The 18,931-nt window shown below is 44.8% G+C and carries 16 protein-coding genes and 2 pseudogenes; 5 read left to right on the top strand and 13 right to left on the bottom strand.

The genetic code is table 11. From position 1 onward, the window contains the following. The first annotated feature begins 87 nt into the window (after nucleotides 1-87). From AACQ38_RS14115 to AACQ38_RS14095, 5 genes and pseudogenes are all read left to right on the top strand, one after another. The gene (locus tag AACQ38_RS14115) at nucleotides 88-279 is read left to right on the top strand and encodes a DUF5397 domain-containing protein (RefSeq protein WP_165578403.1); all 192 of its coding nucleotides are present in this window, start codon (nucleotides 88-90) and stop codon (nucleotides 277-279) included. Between the two features lie 192 nt (nucleotides 280-471). Beyond that, nucleotides 472-1,044 (top strand): hypothetical protein, encoded by a 573-nt coding sequence (locus AACQ38_RS14110; protein ID WP_011146525.1) that lies wholly within the window; start codon nucleotides 472-474, stop codon nucleotides 1,042-1,044. A gap of 294 nt (nucleotides 1,045-1,338) precedes the next feature. Continuing rightward, nucleotides 1,339-1,710: a VOC family protein gene (locus AACQ38_RS14105; RefSeq protein WP_011146526.1), complete on the top strand. Its 372-nt coding sequence runs from the start codon at nucleotides 1,339-1,341 to the stop codon at nucleotides 1,708-1,710. A gap of 87 nt (nucleotides 1,711-1,797) precedes the next feature. Beyond that, nucleotides 1,798-2,037 (top strand): type II toxin-antitoxin system CcdA family antitoxin, encoded by a 240-nt coding sequence (locus AACQ38_RS14100; RefSeq protein WP_011146527.1) that lies wholly within the window; start codon nucleotides 1,798-1,800, stop codon nucleotides 2,035-2,037. Between the two features lies 1 nt (nucleotide 2,038). After that, nucleotides 2,039-2,170, top strand: a pseudogene (locus AACQ38_RS14095) (CcdB family protein); the annotation flags it as partial. Between the two features lie 7 nt (nucleotides 2,171-2,177). On the opposite strand, the pseudogene AACQ38_RS14090 reads toward AACQ38_RS14095, so the two are convergent. The 13 genes and pseudogenes from AACQ38_RS14090 to tssA form a co-directional block, all read right to left on the bottom strand. Continuing rightward, nucleotides 2,178-2,302, bottom strand: a pseudogene (locus AACQ38_RS14090) (Txe/YoeB family addiction module toxin); the annotation flags it as partial. Between the two features lie 24 nt (nucleotides 2,303-2,326). Further along, entirely contained in the window at nucleotides 2,327-2,647 is a 321-nt protein-coding gene (locus AACQ38_RS14085) for a type II toxin-antitoxin system Phd/YefM family antitoxin (protein WP_228957312.1), read from the bottom strand. Further along, nucleotides 2,637-3,050: an Exc2 family lipoprotein gene (locus AACQ38_RS14080; RefSeq protein WP_113049478.1), complete on the bottom strand. Its 414-nt coding sequence runs from the start codon at nucleotides 3,048-3,050 to the stop codon at nucleotides 2,637-2,639. Before AACQ38_RS14080 ends, AACQ38_RS14085 begins: the two co-directional genes overlap by 11 nt. A 51-nt stretch (nucleotides 3,051-3,101) precedes the next feature. Further along, nucleotides 3,102-3,302, bottom strand: a complete 201-nt coding sequence (locus tag AACQ38_RS14075) for a type II toxin-antitoxin system TacA family antitoxin (protein ID WP_011146531.1) — start codon at nucleotides 3,300-3,302, stop codon at nucleotides 3,102-3,104. A 144-nt stretch (nucleotides 3,303-3,446) separates the two neighbouring features. After that, nucleotides 3,447-7,058: a transporter substrate-binding domain-containing protein gene (locus tag AACQ38_RS14070; RefSeq protein WP_165578400.1), complete on the bottom strand. Its 3,612-nt coding sequence runs from the start codon at nucleotides 7,056-7,058 to the stop codon at nucleotides 3,447-3,449. 3 nt (nucleotides 7,059-7,061) lie between these two features. After that, nucleotides 7,062-7,688: a response regulator transcription factor gene (locus tag AACQ38_RS14065; protein WP_011146533.1), complete on the bottom strand. Its 627-nt coding sequence runs from the start codon at nucleotides 7,686-7,688 to the stop codon at nucleotides 7,062-7,064. A gap of 30 nt (nucleotides 7,689-7,718) precedes the next feature. Further along, the gene (locus AACQ38_RS14060; protein ID WP_207631867.1) at nucleotides 7,719-8,957 is read right to left on the bottom strand and encodes a hypothetical protein; all 1,239 of its coding nucleotides are present in this window, start codon (nucleotides 8,955-8,957) and stop codon (nucleotides 7,719-7,721) included. 70 nt (nucleotides 8,958-9,027) lie between these two features. After that, a complete protein-coding gene (gene tssH, locus AACQ38_RS14055) occupies nucleotides 9,028-11,610 on the bottom strand; it encodes a type VI secretion system ATPase TssH (protein ID WP_165578398.1) in 2,583 nt (860 codons plus the stop codon). Continuing rightward, entirely contained in the window at nucleotides 11,603-15,112 is a 3,510-nt protein-coding gene (locus AACQ38_RS14050) for a type VI secretion protein IcmF/TssM N-terminal domain-containing protein (RefSeq protein ID WP_165578397.1), read from the bottom strand. Before AACQ38_RS14050 ends, tssH begins: the two co-directional genes overlap by 8 nt. A 15-nt stretch (nucleotides 15,113-15,127) precedes the next feature. Continuing rightward, nucleotides 15,128-15,751, bottom strand: a complete 624-nt coding sequence (locus tag AACQ38_RS14045; RefSeq protein ID WP_109791564.1) for a DotU family type IV/VI secretion system protein — start codon at nucleotides 15,749-15,751, stop codon at nucleotides 15,128-15,130. Further along, nucleotides 15,748-17,145, bottom strand: coding sequence for a type VI secretion system baseplate subunit TssK (gene tssK / locus AACQ38_RS14040; RefSeq protein WP_011146538.1), 1,398 nt, complete (start codon nucleotides 17,143-17,145; stop codon nucleotides 15,748-15,750). Before tssK ends, AACQ38_RS14045 begins: the two co-directional genes overlap by 4 nt. A 3-nt stretch (nucleotides 17,146-17,148) precedes the next feature. Beyond that, nucleotides 17,149-17,826 (bottom strand): type VI secretion lipoprotein TssJ, encoded by a 678-nt coding sequence (locus AACQ38_RS14035; RefSeq protein ID WP_165578396.1) that lies wholly within the window; start codon nucleotides 17,824-17,826, stop codon nucleotides 17,149-17,151. Further along, the gene (gene tssA, locus AACQ38_RS14030) at nucleotides 17,819-18,922 is read right to left on the bottom strand and encodes a type VI secretion system protein TssA (protein ID WP_165578395.1); all 1,104 of its coding nucleotides are present in this window, start codon (nucleotides 18,920-18,922) and stop codon (nucleotides 17,819-17,821) included. The genes AACQ38_RS14035 and tssA overlap by 8 nt, the downstream gene beginning before the upstream one ends. Nucleotides 18,923-18,931 lie beyond the last annotated feature (9 nt).

The raw sequence follows: 18,931 nt of genomic DNA, 5'->3' as shown, positions 1-18,931 counted from the left end.
AAGGGGTTAGTATTCTCGAAAGTCGTTCTTGAAACAATATTCTCAAAATACTACACTATCAGTGAATTTAAATAACGAGGGACGGCCATGATAACGACACTATCTATACCTGTTGGCACGATAAAGAGCTTTGGGGCGTTTGGGCCAAAATATGAAGTAGGGAAATTGCTCCGTCCGCTAGAGGATGGTGACTGGATGATAGAAGTCGTCTTGGTAGAAACGGGTGAAAAAACCGAATACCGTCTGACCCACATTAACAATGATCCCAAGGCCGCCTGAATGTACGCTATTGCTATTAGCGCCGCTAATTCTTCTTTCTGTTTTTCAGTTATTCACTAAATAAAATCCTGTAAGTCAGTATATTTTCTGATTTGTCATAAAATGAATATTTAATCGTGATATGAATACGAATTTTTCTTATCTTTTATGTGAAAATACACATTTTTTTGACAAGTAAAAGGGGATTATGAGATGGCTCACATACAATTAGGAAATGGTGAAATTATTAATCTTACCGAAGCAGAAACAAGAAATTCTCGCGAAGCGAAAGGCGGATATGTATATATGCTTGATAATATAGCGTATAAGCCAATGAATCTAAACAATTCTATTAAAAGTGTTTTTAAAAACTGTGATCGTAGTTATGGCTTGCCAAGCGTATACTTAGACGTTTTTAATGCTAAATTTTCATTTCAAGGTAGCAATGGTATAGATCGTAATGATGACGCTACTATTATTAAGATGAAACGCATTGATACCAGTAATAATAGTGGTAATCATTTCTTTCAGATTTCCCACGGTGGTAGAGCGAATCTTGAGAACTTTATTAATAACGAAAGTGATAAAGAAAGGTTAAAAAGAATTTTACGAGCTTTATGTGCAGCTAGGGAATCAAATTTAAAAGATATCCAAGGTTTTTATTCGTCGAAAGGATCTAACCCGATATTGTTCTGTGATATTCATTGTGGTACAACCCCTAGCTTAGAAATTGAAGAATTGATTGAATATACTCAAAATAGGATGAAAAATTCCCTTGACGATTAACTGTCGCTAGTCTTATCAGATCTGACAAAGCACTTTGGAAGGTTGAGAGTTACCGGTTTGGATATGGATGTTGAATCCTTATACAAAGCGCAAGAGGTAACTCTCATGTTTTCCCCACAAGATTCGATCTTAGACATCTCCATATCCCAGAATTCCCACATCAATTTACATATGTATGTATATACAGCCTGCTAACATTATATTACTATGATACAAGCGCAATCCGGTAACAAATGTTACATATTGATTTGCTTTTACTCTCTTATTGAATCTAACTTAGATGAGAATTACATGATGACAGTATCCCCCAAGCCTAACCTTCAACTTGTTTACGTATCTGATATTGAATGTTCGACGGTCTTCTACGAGACGATTTTCAATGCTAAGCCGGTATTTTCGAGCCCTCGTTATGTGGCATTTGCCGCCGGCGGTGAAGCACTATTCGCTATTTGGTCAGGCGGAACAACGCCAGATGCCTCTACTCCTCGGTTCTCTGAGATCGGTATTATGTTGCCATCTGGAGAAGATGTAGATCGCTTATTTGAAGAATGGCAGAAGAAACCCGATATCAAGATTGTGAAGGAACCCCACACTGAAATTTTTGGTCGTACTTTCCTCGTTGAAGATCCCGATGGTCATATTATTCGGGTATGTCCTTTGGATTAGATGTATTGACTCTTTTCTGCCGTCCTTATATAAAAAAGCTTGCTATAATTACAAGTGTAAAATAACGTGTTTCATACAGGGGTTAACATGCCAGCAACGCAAATCAGATTAAAGAAAACAGTGAGCGTGACCGTTGCACCTGAACTGTATCAACAAGCGAGACAGGTAGGGCTTAACTTATCAGCAGTGCTGACTAAAGCACTAATTTCGGAACTGAAAGCCGTTGAGTCTGAACGCTGGAAACGTGAGAATAAGGCAGGAATGGAAGAACTTAATCGTATCACTAACGAACACGGTTTACTGTCTGACAAGTACAGGGTGTTCTGAGATGCAGTATGTTGTTTATCGCAATATTGGCAATTCTGCTTACCCATATCTTCTTGACGTACAGAGTGACATTATTGATATGTTGAATACAAGATTAATGATACCCCTGTTTCTGAAAGAAAATTTTAAAGGCAAAGTTCCTATAAGAGCACGATAATGATTGCATCATCTGTTACCTTGTAAACCAGACGATGCTCTCGATTAATACGTCTAGACCAATAACCCGACAATTATGTTTTAAAGGTTCTCCATCAAAGGGTTGCCTTTACCATTTCAGTCCAAGATAAAATCATTCTTTCAATAGCCCTTTTTCAATCATTCTCCCTGCTTCCACTTCAGCAATTGCCTGATTTAAATGTGCCGCGTTTTTCGGGCTAGCCATTAAATAGGCTGTTTCTTCGTAGGCTTGAAAATCTTCCAAACGTAGGGCGATCGCTGGCTTGCCATTCTGATGAGTAATCAGAATTGGCTTGTGATTGTCGTTCACTTTATCTAAGGGGCTGGCGAAGTGAGTTCTAAATGCTGAATAGTTTATTGTGTCCATCGTTAATTCCCTCTCCCCCGCTTCCATTATGCTTATAAGTTCATAGTTAATTTTCTTACTTGCCATAGTAACCGGCCTCGTAAGAATTGATGATTCCGTTAATTAATGCTTTTTTCTTCTTATTTGAAATCTGACTATTGTTGATTTCTTTTGTGTGTATTTTGGGTGAAATGAATATTTCGGACATGCCGATTTCTTGAATTAAATTATCACTCTTAAAATAATTAATTTTTTTCTCAAATTCATGTGAACTGATGTTATTCATTCTATCCTTAACTCCTTCTCGATAAAATTGTTCAAAGAATGGCGTCATAAGCTTAATAGAATTATTTACATGTGTTTCAAAATTAGGGTCAAAATCATCATTAGAGCGATAAACATAATGTCGGGCTTCCCGTTCATAAGGTGGGAGATTTATTGAACAAGAAGATAAAAATAAGAAAATAGGGAAAAAATATAAAGCACGCATAAAAAATCCTCAATGATTATTGTCCTAATAATAGATTTAAATAATTATCGGTTATTTATTGATCACACGTTGATTATGTTCTTCGAAGGCATCTGCCAGCTTTTTATTGAAGCGAACCGATTTAACCAATGCATTGAAGAAAACTTCTGAGTCTCGGTTATTCAAACTCATAACTTCGTATTCATGAATGGTTTTTTCAGCATGTGTTAATGCACTAGTCAGGATAAAGTTGCTAACTGTGGCTGTATTCATAGAGAATACCTTCCTTAGATGTATACCCGTTAGATAATGTGAGAGCAATGTACGTCAAAATGGTGTTTTTTCCAATTTTTACGATGACAAAAATTGCATTTATATTTTCAAGCTAAGGTTTTTCTGTGTCGTTTCATTTGATTTCTAACTATGCAATTCCCCCAATTTCTGCTTAATTTGCTGTTGGAAATATTCCGCACGAGTTAATAAAACGGCTATTATTTTCACATCACACTGCTCACTTTTTTCAATCCGCAAGCAGACACGTATTCCTTGCTGATATTGCATCAGCGCAAAAGCGCCTTTCATACGATGGGCGTGATGCACGACTTTTTCATGGCATTGTTGATTTTCTTGTTGTTGTAATTCGGCAATATCTTCCGACATCCCTTGCTGTATTGCGCTAAGTAACTGGTACTCTACAGCCACATTTTGCTGAGCCAATGCTTGAATCTCATCGAATGTTAATGTTGCTTCCTCATTGATTTGTCGGTAATAACGGGTAATTTCTGCCAGCAATTTGCTTTGCACTAGTGGTTTGATTAATACACCATTCATTCCCGCTTCCAAACAACGAGCCTGTTCGGTAGAGAACGCGTTCGCGGTACAGCCCAGGATAATAAATGGCGGTAATTGCCGTAATCGTTCATGTTTTCTCAGTAACTGAGCCAGCTGGTAACCATTCATCATCGGCATCTGGCAATCTGTCAGCACGATATCGAAATAGCCCTCCTCCACCAGCTTCATGGCTTGTTCACCGCTTTCAGTTAGCGCGATACGATGGCCCGATGGGGCTAACTGTAATGACAACACCTGTAAATTGGCAGGTAAATCATCAACCACTAAGATATTCAAAGATTCATGAAGCTCCGTCTCAATGTTTTCGGTTTTTTCGCTTATCGCCTCTTTTTCAATAATCGTGCGCGTCAGCGGTAACACCACGGTAACCTGCGCACCACCACTGGGCGCACCCGTGATTTTCAGATTGCCGCCCATTAATTCAACTAGCTGTACAGAAATAGGTAATCCCAACCCCGTACCGGTTTTACCGCCATTATGTTGTGTCACCTGTACATAGGGCAGTAAAACCGCTTCATACATGGTTTCTGGAATGCCGCAACCAGTATCAGCAACCACCAGCGTGATTTCATCTTGCTGACTCTCTGGAATAAGCTGATAGCTGGCGCTGATCTGTACACCACCCTGTTCGGTAAATTTAATCGCATTGCCCAACAGGTTATTGATGATCTGGGTTACGCGTGTTGCGTCCAGTAGATGATAATATTCAGACGGCAAATCAAACTGATAGGTGAAAAATAACTCTTTTTCCTTTGCCCGATGGCTAAAAGTAGCTACGCAATTTTCCAGAATCACCTGCAATGATTCCGGCTTGAGATTTAGCACCATTCGCCCTGATTCTATCTTGGAGAAATCCAGTACATCACCGATGATTCCTTGCAAGGATATGGCAGCCTGCCAGGCGATATGTAATGGCGTGGATGGCTGAGTTTGCTTTTTTACCTCCAGATCAAGAATACCGATAATGGCTTGGAGCGGTGTACGGATCTCATGGCTCATGTGGGCCAGAAAATCTGATTTCTCCAGGCTGGCGAGTTCCGCCTTATCACGTTCCTGGCGTAGTTCCTGAGCCAACAATTTACGTTCGGTCACATCAAACCAGCCGCCAATGATCCCCTGAACAACGCCTTCGGTATTGCTATAACTTTCGAGCCACAAATAGACATCTTTATCCTGTCCTTGAATAACAATGTTGCGATCAGAAAAATGTACAGGAGCACCTTCCAAACAGCGTAGAAAAATTAGACTGATCTCTTGCTCATCGACCGGTTTTAAAAAGCATAGGGAAAAAAGACTGCGGCCAATCACCTCAGATCCAACAGAGCCCATTTCATGCCGGAAATAGAGGTTAGCCGCCGTGATGCACATGGTGGGATCGCAGACAAACATTGGCGTAGGCATGTTATTAAAGAGTGTTTCCCAGTACGCCAGTAAATTCTGTAAGTTGCTTTCCGCGATTTTACGTCGTTTGATCTGGTGTGCAAGATAACTGCCCCAAAAAGCCGAGCTTAATGCAATTACAAATAATGCCCCTCCCCACAGCTTCACCCAAGGAGAGATTTTATTGTCATCATAAGGCGTGACATTTGCCATGGATAACCACTTCAACCGTAATACCCGCAGTTCATTTGGTGGCAGTGCATCAATGCTTTTATTTAATATGTCTACCAGTTGAGGATAGGCCGGTATGACGGCGTATTGTTCCGGTTGCAATGAGCCTTTAAAGAATTGAATAGAAATATTGGCACCGTAGCGGCTTGCTTGTAGGTAATCAGCACTGATCAGGCTGTCAAAAGTGGCATCTGCCGCTCCGGCCAGTACCATATCAATACCTTGTGTCACGCTGTCAACTTCGATGATAAAAATCTCTGGATACTGTTTTAAGAGTGATAAAAGTGCGTTGCCGCGCTGAATTGCCACCCGATGGTGTTTAAGTTGTTCAAACTCATAAGGCGCATTACGCTCATTGCGCGTGATCATCACCCATTCCACGGTACCGTAGGGATGACTGAAAGAGAGCCAACGGTTACGTTCGGGCGTGTTGAGCATCGAGGTCATTTGCGCTTCGCCATCTTCTAACCGCTTTTTAATGCCTACTGCACCATCTGTTGGGATAAAATTAAAGATGATGCCACTTTTTTCTCCCAGCAAGCGTAAAATGTCCACATCCAGCCCGGTGATTTGACCGTTTTTATCCAGAAAGGAATAAGGCGGTGTATTGCGATTCAGTGCCACATTGATGACAGGATTTTTTTTAATCCAGGCTTTTTCCTGAGCTGAAAAAATAGCGGCGTCGTTGTTGTTACCCAACGCCAGTCCAGAAATCCAACGTTCATAAACTTTATTTCTAATGGCATGAGGAATGGATGTCAGGATCAGATTTACCGCTTCAACTATGCCATCACCGCTGTGACCAAGAAAATCATATCGTTCCCCGAATGAAATATCCCGGCGGTAAGTCAATCCGGTAAACGGACGAAAAGCCAGTAAATAGGCAATCTGGCTTTGTCCGTCCAGATAGGCATCCATTTCGCCATCCACGACGGCCTGTATCCCCTCTTGCTGATTTTTGGCTATTAAAATAGTGCGGTAATGTTTACGTAATTGCTTAATGACATTCGGATCACTGCTGGGTGCCGCCATAATATTCATGTTGGCAAATGGCATATTGACTTGTTCTTTGCGCATCATCAGGGCAAGTGGTTGTACCAGAATCGGGTAAGTGTCATTGGCTTCATTTCCTGATTGTGAGGAGGCGGAATTCGATAACAACTGGATATCGCCACGTTGCAACGCTTTATAAGCTGATTCCCAGTTGCCAAATAGCCGTACTTCCACCGGCCTTTTCAGCACAGTTTCAATCAAGCGCAGATAATCAGCATAAATTCCTTCCAACTTGCCGTCCCAACGATGGATCACCAGTGGTGCACCGATACAGCAGAGAATGCCGACTTTTAATGTCGGGAAGCGTGAGGGAAGAACCGCTTGCTCTTTAATGGGCAACGGCAAAAATTCCTGCGATTCTTGCGTGATATTTGAATAAAACTCCACCGGTAATCCATTTGCCGGCAATTCTTGCGCATTGCGGTATTCGAAGAGGTTGAGACTCCAGCCAGATAGCGGTAACAGTAATACCAACGGGGTAAACCATCGCCATGCTTTGCACCGGCACTTCATGGCTTACAGCCCCAGCCCAATCTGATGCAAATAATTATAAAGCGCGGCTTCGCTATCTAACCCGAGTTTTTTCATTGCGCTGATTTTTTGGGCGCTGATCGTCTGCTTAGTCCGGTATAAACGCGCAGCAATATCATTCACACTCAACCCTTGTCCCAACAGTTTAATCACTTCCAACTCTTTACTGGTTAGCGTTTTTACAACTTCTTCGTCCGGTGATTCGAGAAATTGTTCACTTAAATAGGGTTCATAACGTCCGGTTGTACTGTACAACCCTTTTACCAGCTCATGGGATAAGCTGTTTTTGTTCAAAATCGCTTTTACTTTGTAGTCAATCAATGAAGCTATTATTTTTCGGTCGTTGATCATCGTAATCACCACAATCGGCAAATTCGGATACTGTTCCCGTATTCGGCTAATCATCCTCAGACCGTCGATCTGGTTATTACCCGGCATAATGAAATCCGTAATCAGCATATCCGCTTCTTTTTCCTCCAGCAGAGAGAAAAGTGAAGTGACATCATGGGCTTCCCCCACAATCTGGTAATTCTCCGGCAATGTTGCCAGTATCGTACGTAGTCCTAATAAAAATACCGGATGATCGTCGGCAATAATGACTTGTCTGGGCATGGGTTATTTCTCCAGATTATTGACTATTTTTTATTTACTCTTTATTTCACGTATCGTTCCTTCAATAAAACCGGCATTTTCTCCCACATGGACAATTAAAGCGATAATGATCAGGTTAAATTCGCCTTTGCCATCGGCAATCCGAACTTTTAGTGTCTGCGGGATTTGCGAGACAGAATTTTTAAGCTGTTCGATTTTGTGCCGATCTTCCTGATGTACCCAAGCCATCAATTGCGACCAGGAGGCAGGTGCTTTCCCGAACCGCATCCAGGCAGCACTATTATGATGCCAGTACAAATGTCCTTTGGCGCTTAACCGAAAGCAATTAACCTGTTCTTGATCCAGCATCGCTCTCATTAACAGAAAACGCGCTTTACGCCGATGTAATGCATTGATTATGTTGGATAAACAGCTACAGCATAACAACGCAGGTAACGTTAACGCTGTACTGTACCAAGCCGCTATCTGCACATTTTGTTGGAGATGGGTTAACGGCGATGAGAATGGGCCAAGACCAAAAATGGTGGCACTGATGATCCCCACCGTACACAGGGATAAAAAGCTGCTTAATGCCAGCAGATTACCGCTGAATGCTAGCAGCATCGGCAAACTGAAAGAAAACAGCAGTGCGATACCTTGCCAGTGTATTTTCCCGGCTTCCGGTGGTGGACTGATGAACAATGCTGTCATGGCAAATAGGGCCACCAGACATAAACCGTAGGTTTTCCAGTTCCCAACCTCATTTTTCTCGTGGGTGATGTAGTAGATAACAAACAACGTAAGTGGTAGATAACTCAACACTGAGCCTACGACAATCGGCAATGAAACCGATATGTCGGTAGGATAACCAAATAGATAAAGTATCGATTTCGCGATAAATCGCTCAATGATGCCACTTAACGAACAGAGTACGGTCAGGTTAATGATGTCCCTCGTCCGCTTCGGTGCCCACATGACACCGTAAAAAAACTGCCAGATCAGCGCTGTTGCTACCAGCATCATCATATTGATGCTGGAAAAGGTCAGCGATACGTTGACTGGCCTTCCATACCACTGACTGGCAGTCAGCGAAATCAAGGCACCTGTGATTAACCAGACAGGCCAGTACCGCGGTGCTCTGGCGCAAAAAATGCCTTGTAACAAGCCTGCCGGAAACCACACTAGTGATGACAGACTCCACACATCCCGTACCTGTAGGTTTAACAGTGCCAGCGCGAAATTGACCAATGTAAAGATAAACCAGAAGATCACTATCTTTTTCATTTTCATCGGGATCTCATTTCGTAACACTGATGTTACATTGTAAGATAATAATAGCAGAGATAAGTGTTTGCTACCCTTAGTTGATAATATTAGATAGTGATAGTTTCTTTTGGTCTGATCGTAGCTGTATTTGACCGTCTATAACATCCATCCAGACATCCTGATTGACTGGCACGCCACCTAATAGCAATTGATCTGATAACAACGGCAGGACAAACTGGGTTAACAGATTATCAATTTCACGAGCACCGCTTTCCGCGATCTGGCATCCTTTAGCGATAAAATCCACCAGCGTGTCGCTATAGTGCAATTCACATTGGGTTGATTGACGATAACGTGTGACAATTTTATTCAGTTTATGGTGCACAATGGCATGCAGAACTTCGCCCTGTACCGGCAGATAAGGAATAACCTGCAAACGACCTAAAAATGCTGGCGTAAAAATACGTTGTAGCTCTGGTCGGATAATCTCCTGAATATCTTCCAGGGTGGCCGGGCGATTTTCCCCCTGCTCTTTTACGCCGTGCATGGCGGCCCGCATTACCAAATCTGATGCCGCATTTGTGGTCAGGATAATTAGCGTATTGCGAAAGTTAATCTGTTGCCCTTCGGCATCTTCCATCATGCCTTTATCGAACACCTGAAAGAACAGTTCCAGCACATCGGGGTGAGCTTTCTCCACTTCATCAAGTAGCACGACGCTGTAAGGTTGACGTCGAACTGCTTCGGTCAATACACCACCTTGTCCATAACCGACGTAGCCTGGAGGAGAACCTTTCAGGCCGGAAACCGAATGAGCTTCCTGATATTCCGACATGTTAATTGTGATCAGATGATGTTCACCACCATACAACTCATGAGCCAGCGCTAAGGCGGTCTCGGTTTTCCCTACACCGGAAGGCCCTGCGAGCATAAATACTCCGGTAGGTTTGATCGGATCGGCAAGTTGTACTTTAGCAATCCGAATTTGACGTGCTATCTGGCTGAGCGCATGATCTTGCCCCATAACCCGTTGGCCGAGACGGGTTTCCAACTGACGCAACACATCACGCTCATTTTCGACCATTCGACCAAGGGGTATCCCTGTCCAACCAGCAACAATGTCCGCTACACAGGCGGCATCAACACAGTCAAAGACATAAGCGTGCTGATGGTGGCGCTGATGCAGTTCTGCACGTAACACAGGTAGCCGTTCGTCGTGTTCGTCACGGGCGAGGATGTCATTGACCAACTGACGTTGAGCGTGATATTCCGGCAAAATTTCTGCCAGTGATGCCTGCAATTTAGCCTGACGCTGCGCCAATTTCTGTAACTGAGTTTCATGGCCGCCTTCACGTAACAGGGCTTCCTGTTCGGCAGCAATGTTTGCCAACATGGCTCGCAGATCTTCAATCGGTGCCGGTTCATCGGTCTGTGAAACGGCAACGCGGGCACAGGCGCTATCTAACAGGCTAACTGATTTATCCGGTAACTGACGTCCAGTGATATAACGGTTGGCTAATGTAACCGCTTCCGTGACTGCCTCTGCAAGTACTTTGACGTTATGATGCTTTTCCATTGCGGGTGTTATGGCCCGCAACATGGCGATTGCCAGTTCTAGCGAAGGTTCTTCGACTTTGATCAACTGGAAACGACGTGCTAACGCGGCGTCTTTTTCAAAATACTTCTTATATTCAGACCAGGTGGTTGCCGCAATTGCCCGTAATTCGCCACGTGCCAGCGCGGGTTTCAACAGATTAGCCGCATCATTTTGTCCGGCTTGACCACCTGCGCCAATCAGCGTATGCGCTTCATCGATAAACAGAATCACCGGGGTGGGATACTTCTTCACTTCATCCAATAATTTTTGCAAGCGGCTTTCAAACTCACCTTTTACGCTGGCACCCGCTTGTAACAGCCCCATATCTAGCGTAAATAGTTCGGCTTGTGCCAAAACTTTCGGTACACGGCCATCCACGATCCGCTGAGCAAGCCCTTCAATCAGCGCGGTTTTGCCGACACCGGCTTCACCGGTTAACAGCGGGTTGTTTTGGCGACGACGTAATAGCACGTCAATCAACTGACGAATCTCTCGTTCACGTCCTAAAACCGGATCGAGTTTGTTATCACGCGCTGCTTGTGTCAGGTGATGCGTGTATTGTGCCAGTGCGGATTGAGTATTATCCCCAACAGGTGCCGTAATGTGTTGTGGTGTCGTATTTGTCTGTGTACGCAACCACGGTTCTATCCCATCGGTGTTACCCTGTAACGCTTGTTGCAGCTCTGAGGTAAGAGAATGGTGCAGTGACGGATTCATGATCAGGGCCACAATCAGTACTTGAGCGGTAATCTGTGATGCTCCCCAGTGAGTACTGGCGTACATCCAGGTCTGTTCCATCCATTCAGTTAAGTTGGTAGCCAGCACCGGCGGACGATGATTACCACTGCGTAATAATGCCAGTGACCGTTGGCAAGCATTCAACAATGTCATGCCATCAATACCGCCGTGGTGACACACTTGCTCCATCGTCGGAAGCTGTTTTTCAAACAAAGCCAACAGCAAATGTTCAATTTCCACTTCATGATGGGTGCGCCGTACTGCCAGATTAACCGCCTCGTCAAGGCACTGACGCGCTTCTACCGTTAATTTACTGACGATCTGTTTAAGATAATTACTCACTTTTAGGTTTCCTTAATTCGTTCCAATGGGTGGTGATCTGTGATGGCAAAGTAGAGAGAGTTCCCTTTGCCACTGTAGGTTCACTTAAATTTAACAACTGGCTATCCAGTCGGTTGCGTTGTTCCAATAACGCCGTTTGTTGTTGCTGATGTTGCTGCCATTGTTGGTAGAGTGTTGAAACCGCTGTGCTTTCGCTGACTTGATAGCGCACAGTGATGTTATTGATACCCAGCGCACTTAATTCATCCCGCCGTTGCGGGAACGCTTGAGCTGCTAATGTCAGTTCACCGCGAGAGAAAGCGTGCATAAATTGCAGCAAACCATCGGAGCCAACGTAACTTTTGCTTAGGGTAAAGCGAGGAAAATAGATATCAATTTGTACTTTACCGCATGTTCCTGGGCTCCAGTGCAGCGTCATGCTGTCATTGAAATTCATACTCTTAAGCTGCTGTACGCCATCATCACAACTCAACGTCACTGAACTGCCTACTGGCAATACTTTTGCCCCCCGGTTAGCGGTCGCCGGCTGACTGACAATGGTTACTTCCGCCGATGGCTTCTGTTCTTGCTCCGGTTCCTGCTGTGCTGTCGTCAGTTGCTGTTCGCTTTCCAATAAGGCGAGTTTCTCTTGCAGACGACGGCGAATATCCGATGTCGCTGAAAGTAGGTCATTCGGTTGAATGAGGTTATTGATATAGAAAATGAAATCGTCGCTAAACGGAAAGACTACATCCTCTATTTCCTGACGTTTAATCCCTTCAGGACGGATATCCAGCGCATACTCTGCGGTATCCCGTACAAATGCGTTGCTGTATTCATACAAACGCGCGTTCAATTCCCGGCCATCAAACAGTTCCTGTCTGCTCAATTTTTCCATCGGCCAAATCACTTTGCTTTCCCACTGAGTTTGCAAGCGGCTGGCAGCACTTAAGAAGGCGTAACGCAGTACCAGATGCGCATCACCCTGATAGAGCCGCCATAAGGTTTCATTTACCCCTGCACTCTGTTTGCTTTCAGTCTCATGGCGCCACAGGGTGAAACGGTTAAACAATGCGCGTAAACCGCTATCATCCAACTCTCCTTTCTCGTTATTTAGCGCATTTTTAACCAACACCTCGGTTTCCATATCACTGAGCAACTCGCGTTGGCTATTTAACTGCACCGCCTGTCGGTAGGTGCGATAGCGTGTCAGCGCGGTATCATCCAGCCGTACCGAGATCTGCGGTGAAATTCCAAGCCATGACATGATGCGCTGGCGCACAGAGAAATTCCCTAGCGAGACTCGTTGCATCATGCCACTTTTTTGCACATAACCATGCAGTTGCCATAAACGCTGCTGTGTCTGTAACCAAGGCTGCCGATCCGCCTGCTCTATCGTGGATAAATCACGTTCTAGCTGGGTCAGAAAGGTGATATAGGGGCTGTCATATTGGCCCGCTGCTAATATCAGCGCTTGCCAGTTTTTCTTGCCTCGAACTAACATCTCTCCTTGAGGCATAGTCTGAGCGAATGCTAACCACTCTGATTGGCGCTGATTTTGATACTGTTGATAAAACGAGCGCTGTAAAGGAGTAAAGAATGCCGGTCTGTTAAGGGCTTGTGCCAGTTCTCCTAAGGTTGCCTGAATATCTTGCTCACCTGCTTGGGTATAGATACCACGAATACGTGTGTTAATTGTGGCAACATCATCGCTGGCGAGCGGCCAGAAATCAGCCAGTGTCAGCGAATGCGTGCCAGTCGGTTGTTCGTCGGCTAATAGCCACTGCCAGTTATTGCTATCTTCTAGTAGTGTTTGCAATACATTTCGCCACTGATCAAATGCTTGCTGTGCATTGCCTTGGCGATATTGCGCCAGACGAAGTGCGACGCGTTGTTCCGCGGATAAAGGATCGTTTTCACCACTTAATAGTGAAGCTGAATAAGCAGGCATACGCTGTAAAGTTTCTAGCGTAGCGCCATGTGTCATTGCCTGTTCTATGTTAATAAAGCGTGCCCAATGTAAAACCAACAGTCGTTTTTGCGGTGTTTCCGCGTTATGGAAACGTGCTAGTAAGTGTGTTGCTACCGACTCCGGGTTGAATGCACCAACAGGTGCTTGTTGCTGGTATTGCTGCGCCATCCGTTGTTCCATCGTATGGGTGACCGGATAGAAAAACAGAGATGGCAAGGTTTCCTGCAACCAGTATTCAACTTTTTGGTAGCGCAAGTAACTCCGCTCAAGCGGGTCTGCCTCATGGATATTTTCAAGTTGCGTAACGCCACGCCAGGTCGTCATCAATGCATTGCCGACACCGTACACCAGCATCAAACTGAGTAGGCTAACGCATACGCGTTTGGTCAATGTCCGCCAGCCGGTCAGCAATACGCTATGACTACGTTGATCTTGGCTATGTTGAACTTGATCTGGCAGGTATTCTCCCAACAAACGTTGGCTGAAAACGCCAGCAGTTTGATGCTCGGCGGTAAAAAACAGGCCACGCAACAGACCATGCTCCAGATAATGGTCTTGGTCGAACAGTGCATTCAAGTAACAACCCAGTGCAGGTTGCAGTTGAGCTACCGTTTCTGGTAACGCTAAGATTTCTGCATTGGGTTGCTGCCGTTGCTGATTGAGCAACTTAAGGCGCATCATTTTCAACGTGTTAACAATGGTGTTCATGCTCTTATCCAGCACGTCGGTGACATTACCCACCGTATGATGCTCGATAAAATCGCCTAGCAATTCAGCATGTTGTTCTACTGACAGTTGGGTGCACCAATGGTCAAACCCCGGCAATGTTTCGCTGTGGGTAAGGATCAGCCAGATGGGTAAGCGGCGTTCCAGACGTATCTGTAATGGTTCCAACTGAGCACGTACCTGACGTGCGGCGATATAGAGCGCTCTATTGTCGCTGTTTAGCAACTGTTCCACCGATAAGCAAACGAGTACGCCAGCGGGTTTACGTACTTGTGCGATCCAACTGATTAGACGCAACCAGGCTTGCCGGTACAGGGATTGACCTTCGGTATAACGGCCGGAAACAACCATGTACATTGCCCGGCGGAAGAACCACCAGCGACAGGTAAAGGTGTTTTCTGTCAGCGCTGGCAGATTTTTCCCCGTCATGGGCACCACATTGCAGCGTGTTAACAACTTCTGTTTACCATTGCCCCGTTCCCCTACCACCAGAAACCACGGTGGAACGGGTTCGTTACGGTGTAACAGTGAACGGAATCGACGCCAACTTTGTAAATATCCTCCTTGTCTCCAGTGCTGATAGAGTAAATATTCCAGACGGTTATTTCCTTTCCGCCAGAATTTATTTAACCAGCGCAGTTTATTCATTATTTCTGGCATGAATGCCATTGCCACACGCAGCAATAATAACAACAGTAATAGGCAAATAAATAGTAATAAACCGCCTATTGTCGGCCATGAAAATGCCACCGCAATAGTTAAACTGAGTAATAAAAGGATAACCATCACGCTAAGCCAGCCAATGGCATAAAATAATTTTTTCATGTTTGATTTCCGAGTTTACCGACCAATACTTAATAAATAGACGGTAATAAAAATATAAATTAATGTAATAGATGACATGAATAATATTAATTTTCTACGCCATTTATGATTGGGGTATTTATTTTTCGGCTTATTATCGTAGCTGTTCATTAATCGGTGATTTTCTAAAGAGAGATAACCACGCAAAGTATCAGGAAGATTATTTAACTCTTGCTGGATAATATTGTGTAATTCCAAATTATCATGTTTGCCATAACGGCCATAAAATCCAGCAAGCAGACAAAAAACATAGACCAATCGAACCGGATAATTATCCGGTACTAATGCCGCAAGGCGATCAAAAAACGTATTTCCGCCCAGTTCGGCATCATAAAGCTCAGCCTGCAATGATGATTGGCGCCAAATACTCAACGCTTTCTGACCTGCACACAAAATGGCTTCGTCTGCCCAAACTACTACGGCGAAATTTGCCTCTTCGATATCTTGTGCCCCATAACCCTGCAAACGCGCCCTATTCTGCGCTTGTGTCAACTCAGCTAATACGGTTTGCCGCAGTGTTTCCGCTTGATTCACCTGCTGCTGGATCATGCGCAATACGCAAGTGAATACGGGAATATAACAATCCAACAACTGCATCATGACGCTCTCACTATAACGATTTCTGTTTGTAAATCGTCTGGCGCATCTGCCCAGTGCACTGCCACACGTTTGCTCTCTTCTACCTGCTGCCATAATGCACCGCGATTTTCTAGCCGGAAATAGCAGGTATTTGCTCGGTTAGGTAAACCATGTGGCGCAATTTCCTGGTAGTACAGACGTACACCGGGCAAAGCACGGTTAATAATGTTGTCGATCTGTTCTGCCGCCGCCAGTTTAATCAAGCGATCATCAGGAATTTCACGCTCGCGATGGGTAAAGCTGTCAGAACGCAGCACCAAATAGAGCCGTTGCTGTTCATTGCTCCCCGTCGTATTGAAGGTTGCATGATAATAACCACGGCTTTCCTGTTGCAGAGAGATCACGGTATTGGGTTCCAGCACCAGCGCATTAAGCAAATCGGCAATTGTCCGTTCACAACTATCAAGAGTTAGCGCCAGATCCAGATGCTGATATTTCTCCAGTACCTCTTCCTGCCCGTTCCACTGGCCTAAAAAGGAGCAACGGTCGGTAAAACAGGAAAGCTCGCTGATCAGTTGGCGCAATAATCCAAAAATCTGTAAGGGGTGAACATCTCTCGCTTCCTGAAAATGGTGCAACTGTACGACATAACGCGCCAGAGTCCGTAGTGTCAGCAATAATGTGCTTTTTTCCTGAGTATAAATTTCCCCTTCCAGTGTTTGCGGGCGTTTCAACTCTTCCAATTGATGGATACGCCCGGTTAACTCCTGACACAGTTGATCAATGCGCTGGCCCAGTTGTGGCACAGCATAGAGCGTCAAACATGGCGGTAGATAGCGGTTATCCAGCGCAATACCGTCACTGGTGCAGTGCAGTTGGCCAACCGGTAATAGTGTATAACCCGTTGCCTGAGCAATCTCATCGTGCAAGAAAAAACGTAAGTTATAGGTCAATTGTTGCACTTCCGCTTCCGGCCCCTCGCCAAAAGCATCCCGCATACGCTGTTCTTGCGGCCATGTTACCCACCGACTGGTGATATTACCGACACCATTGGCATCCGTGATACCGGTGACGTTATTCTGATTGTGGCTGAACATGCGCAGGCCAACATAGATGCGCTGCGGTTTGTCACGTACCGGCCAGCAATCCCGCAATGATCGGGCACTGAGTACGCCGTTGACATCACAATCCACGTAACCACCATCGGGAAAAATAAACGCGGCGTGATGGACACTCAGTACTTCATCACTTAGCGCGGCCAGATTGAATGCGAGTTTCACCACACCAAAAGCATAAGGTTGTGTCAGTAACTGATAACGTCCTTGCCAGTATTCATGTTGCAATTCATGGGCCTGAAAGTGTTGCGGTTGTAAATATAATCCTGAATACCAATACATCGGTTTATGTTCAAACATGGGTTACTTCCTCAACACACTTTCGTCATTGCCGGATTCCGCCGTTTGTCCGGGGAAAACGATTTGTTCGGGGAAAACTACCTCATCGCCAGTGTTACCTGCTGAGAAATCACTGCGGGTAATGGCGTAACGTCCTAGCGTCAGATTAATACGCATGGGAACAAATTCAGCACTCCAGGCGCTATTCCACCAACCGTGTTGCTCAAGGCGCAGCGGCAGTGATAATACTCGCGTATGAGTACTCTCTGGTGCCGGGTAGTAACCGGCAATTAATGCGATATAACGCGCCTGTTCCGCTCTATCGATGTGTAAAGATACTGATTGCCCCGGCATCATCACGTAATTATCCAACTGTAATATGTGTTCTGTTGCACCGGTGCCGGAAAATAAATTGCGTAATAACGCCGGATTAGCCAGTAATTTATCTAATTGTTCACGTTTCTCCGCTTGAACAATTAATATTGTGCAACTGTTTGGTATATTATTAAAAACATTCAGTTGCGGAACCGCGGTTATTTTTAAACGAATGGCATTGCTGGCATAAACCGGTTTGGCTTGTTCGATTGCCTGCAAGCGTTTTTCATCGTTGGAGATAGAATGACTGCAACCACTTATTAAAAGAATTACTGTCAATATTAAAAAACGGCGTTTAATGATGCTATAAAAATTTATGTTATTCATTTTGCTCTCTATTTATTTCTGGTCCTTTCATCACGCGCATAATTTCTTGTAGCGCGGAGGTATTTTCTGACATCATTTCTTCCAGCCATTCGGCCATGCCCATATTTGCCCAACGTGCTGCACGTTCAATTAAATAGGGCACCGGACTGGTAGGTTCATTTTGACGAAAGTAATTGGCGATATTGATCATTTGTCCTATGGCGATAGCGCGCATTTCATGGTGCGCCCGATCTTCTGTTAAAAAAGTCGTATTCATGCCGTTTGGCGCATCTCCCCCTGCCGCTATTGCTTCATTGTTATTGCCGTATTCCTGGCTTGATCCCGGTGCCACCATGTCACGAAATCGTTCGATTAAGGCCACCAGCTCTTGCAATCGCTGCGTACTGGCACTCATGCTGTTACCGGCATCAGGCAATAGTTCCACCATGATTTTTTGCAGTTCTGCTAATGCCTTATTAACTTGTTCAGCCCGCGTCAGTAATTGGTTAAATTGTTCGGCGGGTGTAGTGCGAATACTGCCGTCGCACTCAGCCATACCGAAATAACCATCACTGATCAAGGCACTGCGTAATTCGCTATTAACGGCAACGCGTTGTTCAAAATATTGCACGCGTTGCCAGACGCTTAAGCTCAATTTGCCATCATCGGTCAGTGTCAGATTGTCCAATTGTTTCACCAATTGATTATCCAACCAGCTTAACCGACCAAGACGGGCATCCGCACTGTTTGCCTCTGTATCATCCAGCGGCGGGTAGAGCACCGGCCAAAAAGTTTCCAGTAGATGGGCAAGTAATGTGATACCGCCACTAATCCCTGCCAGACCATACAGTTCCCCTTGCGCTTGGGTTAACCAGCAGGCTATCTGCAAATCTTTACTCTGTTTTTCCAGTACTTCCTGACACAACGCTGAAACCTTCATCCAATCAGCCTGACGGGTTTCATAACCCCATGTGTCGTCTTGGAGAAAATCGTCGTCGGTTTCACGCGCGGCGTTTATCTGTTCAAAAATAGGTTCGTATTCGATATCGCACCCTGCTGGTTTGTCAGCAGCAATCGGTTGTAAAAAACGTGCGATATCTGTTTGGGCTAAGTTCACAGTAACTTC

The sequence above is a fragment of the Photorhabdus sp. RW14-46 genome (assembly GCF_963887965.1).
Taxonomy (GTDB): Bacteria; Pseudomonadota; Gammaproteobacteria; order Enterobacterales; family Enterobacteriaceae; genus Photorhabdus; species Photorhabdus laumondii.
Note: the sequence above shows the minus strand (reverse complement) of the source record. Positions and strands in the feature narration are given on the sequence as shown.

Bases quoted from the DNA above. Each gene is read 5' to 3' on its own strand.
- AACQ38_RS14115 (WP_165578403.1), top strand. From the start codon at position 88: ATGATAACGACACTATCTATACCTGTTGGCACGATAAAGAGCTTTGGG.
- AACQ38_RS14110 (WP_011146525.1), top strand. From the start codon at position 472: ATGGCTCACATACAATTAGGAAATGGTGAAATTATTAATCTTACCGAA.
- AACQ38_RS14105 (WP_011146526.1), top strand. From the start codon at position 1,339: ATGACAGTATCCCCCAAGCCTAACCTTCAACTTGTTTACGTATCTGAT.
- AACQ38_RS14100 (WP_011146527.1), top strand. From the start codon at position 1,798: ATGCCAGCAACGCAAATCAGATTAAAGAAAACAGTGAGCGTGACCGTT.
- AACQ38_RS14085 (WP_228957312.1), bottom strand. From the start codon at position 2,647: ATGGCAAGTAAGAAAATTAACTATGAACTTATAAGCATAATGGAAGCG.
- AACQ38_RS14080 (WP_113049478.1), bottom strand. From the start codon at position 3,050: ATGCGTGCTTTATATTTTTTCCCTATTTTCTTATTTTTATCTTCTTGT.
- AACQ38_RS14075 (WP_011146531.1), bottom strand. From the start codon at position 3,302: ATGAATACAGCCACAGTTAGCAACTTTATCCTGACTAGTGCATTAACA.
- AACQ38_RS14070 (WP_165578400.1), bottom strand. From the start codon at position 7,058: ATGAAGTGCCGGTGCAAAGCATGGCGATGGTTTACCCCGTTGGTATTA.
- AACQ38_RS14065 (WP_011146533.1), bottom strand. From the start codon at position 7,688: ATGCCCAGACAAGTCATTATTGCCGACGATCATCCGGTATTTTTATTA.
- AACQ38_RS14060 (WP_207631867.1), bottom strand. From the start codon at position 8,957: ATGAAAATGAAAAAGATAGTGATCTTCTGGTTTATCTTTACATTGGTC.
- AACQ38_RS14050 (WP_165578397.1), bottom strand. From the start codon at position 15,112: ATGAAAAAATTATTTTATGCCATTGGCTGGCTTAGCGTGATGGTTATC.
- AACQ38_RS14045 (WP_109791564.1), bottom strand. From the start codon at position 15,751: ATGATGCAGTTGTTGGATTGTTATATTCCCGTATTCACTTGCGTATTG.
- tssK (WP_011146538.1), bottom strand. From the start codon at position 17,145: ATGTTTGAACATAAACCGATGTATTGGTATTCAGGATTATATTTACAA.
- AACQ38_RS14035 (WP_165578396.1), bottom strand. From the start codon at position 17,826: ATGAATAACATAAATTTTTATAGCATCATTAAACGCCGTTTTTTAATA.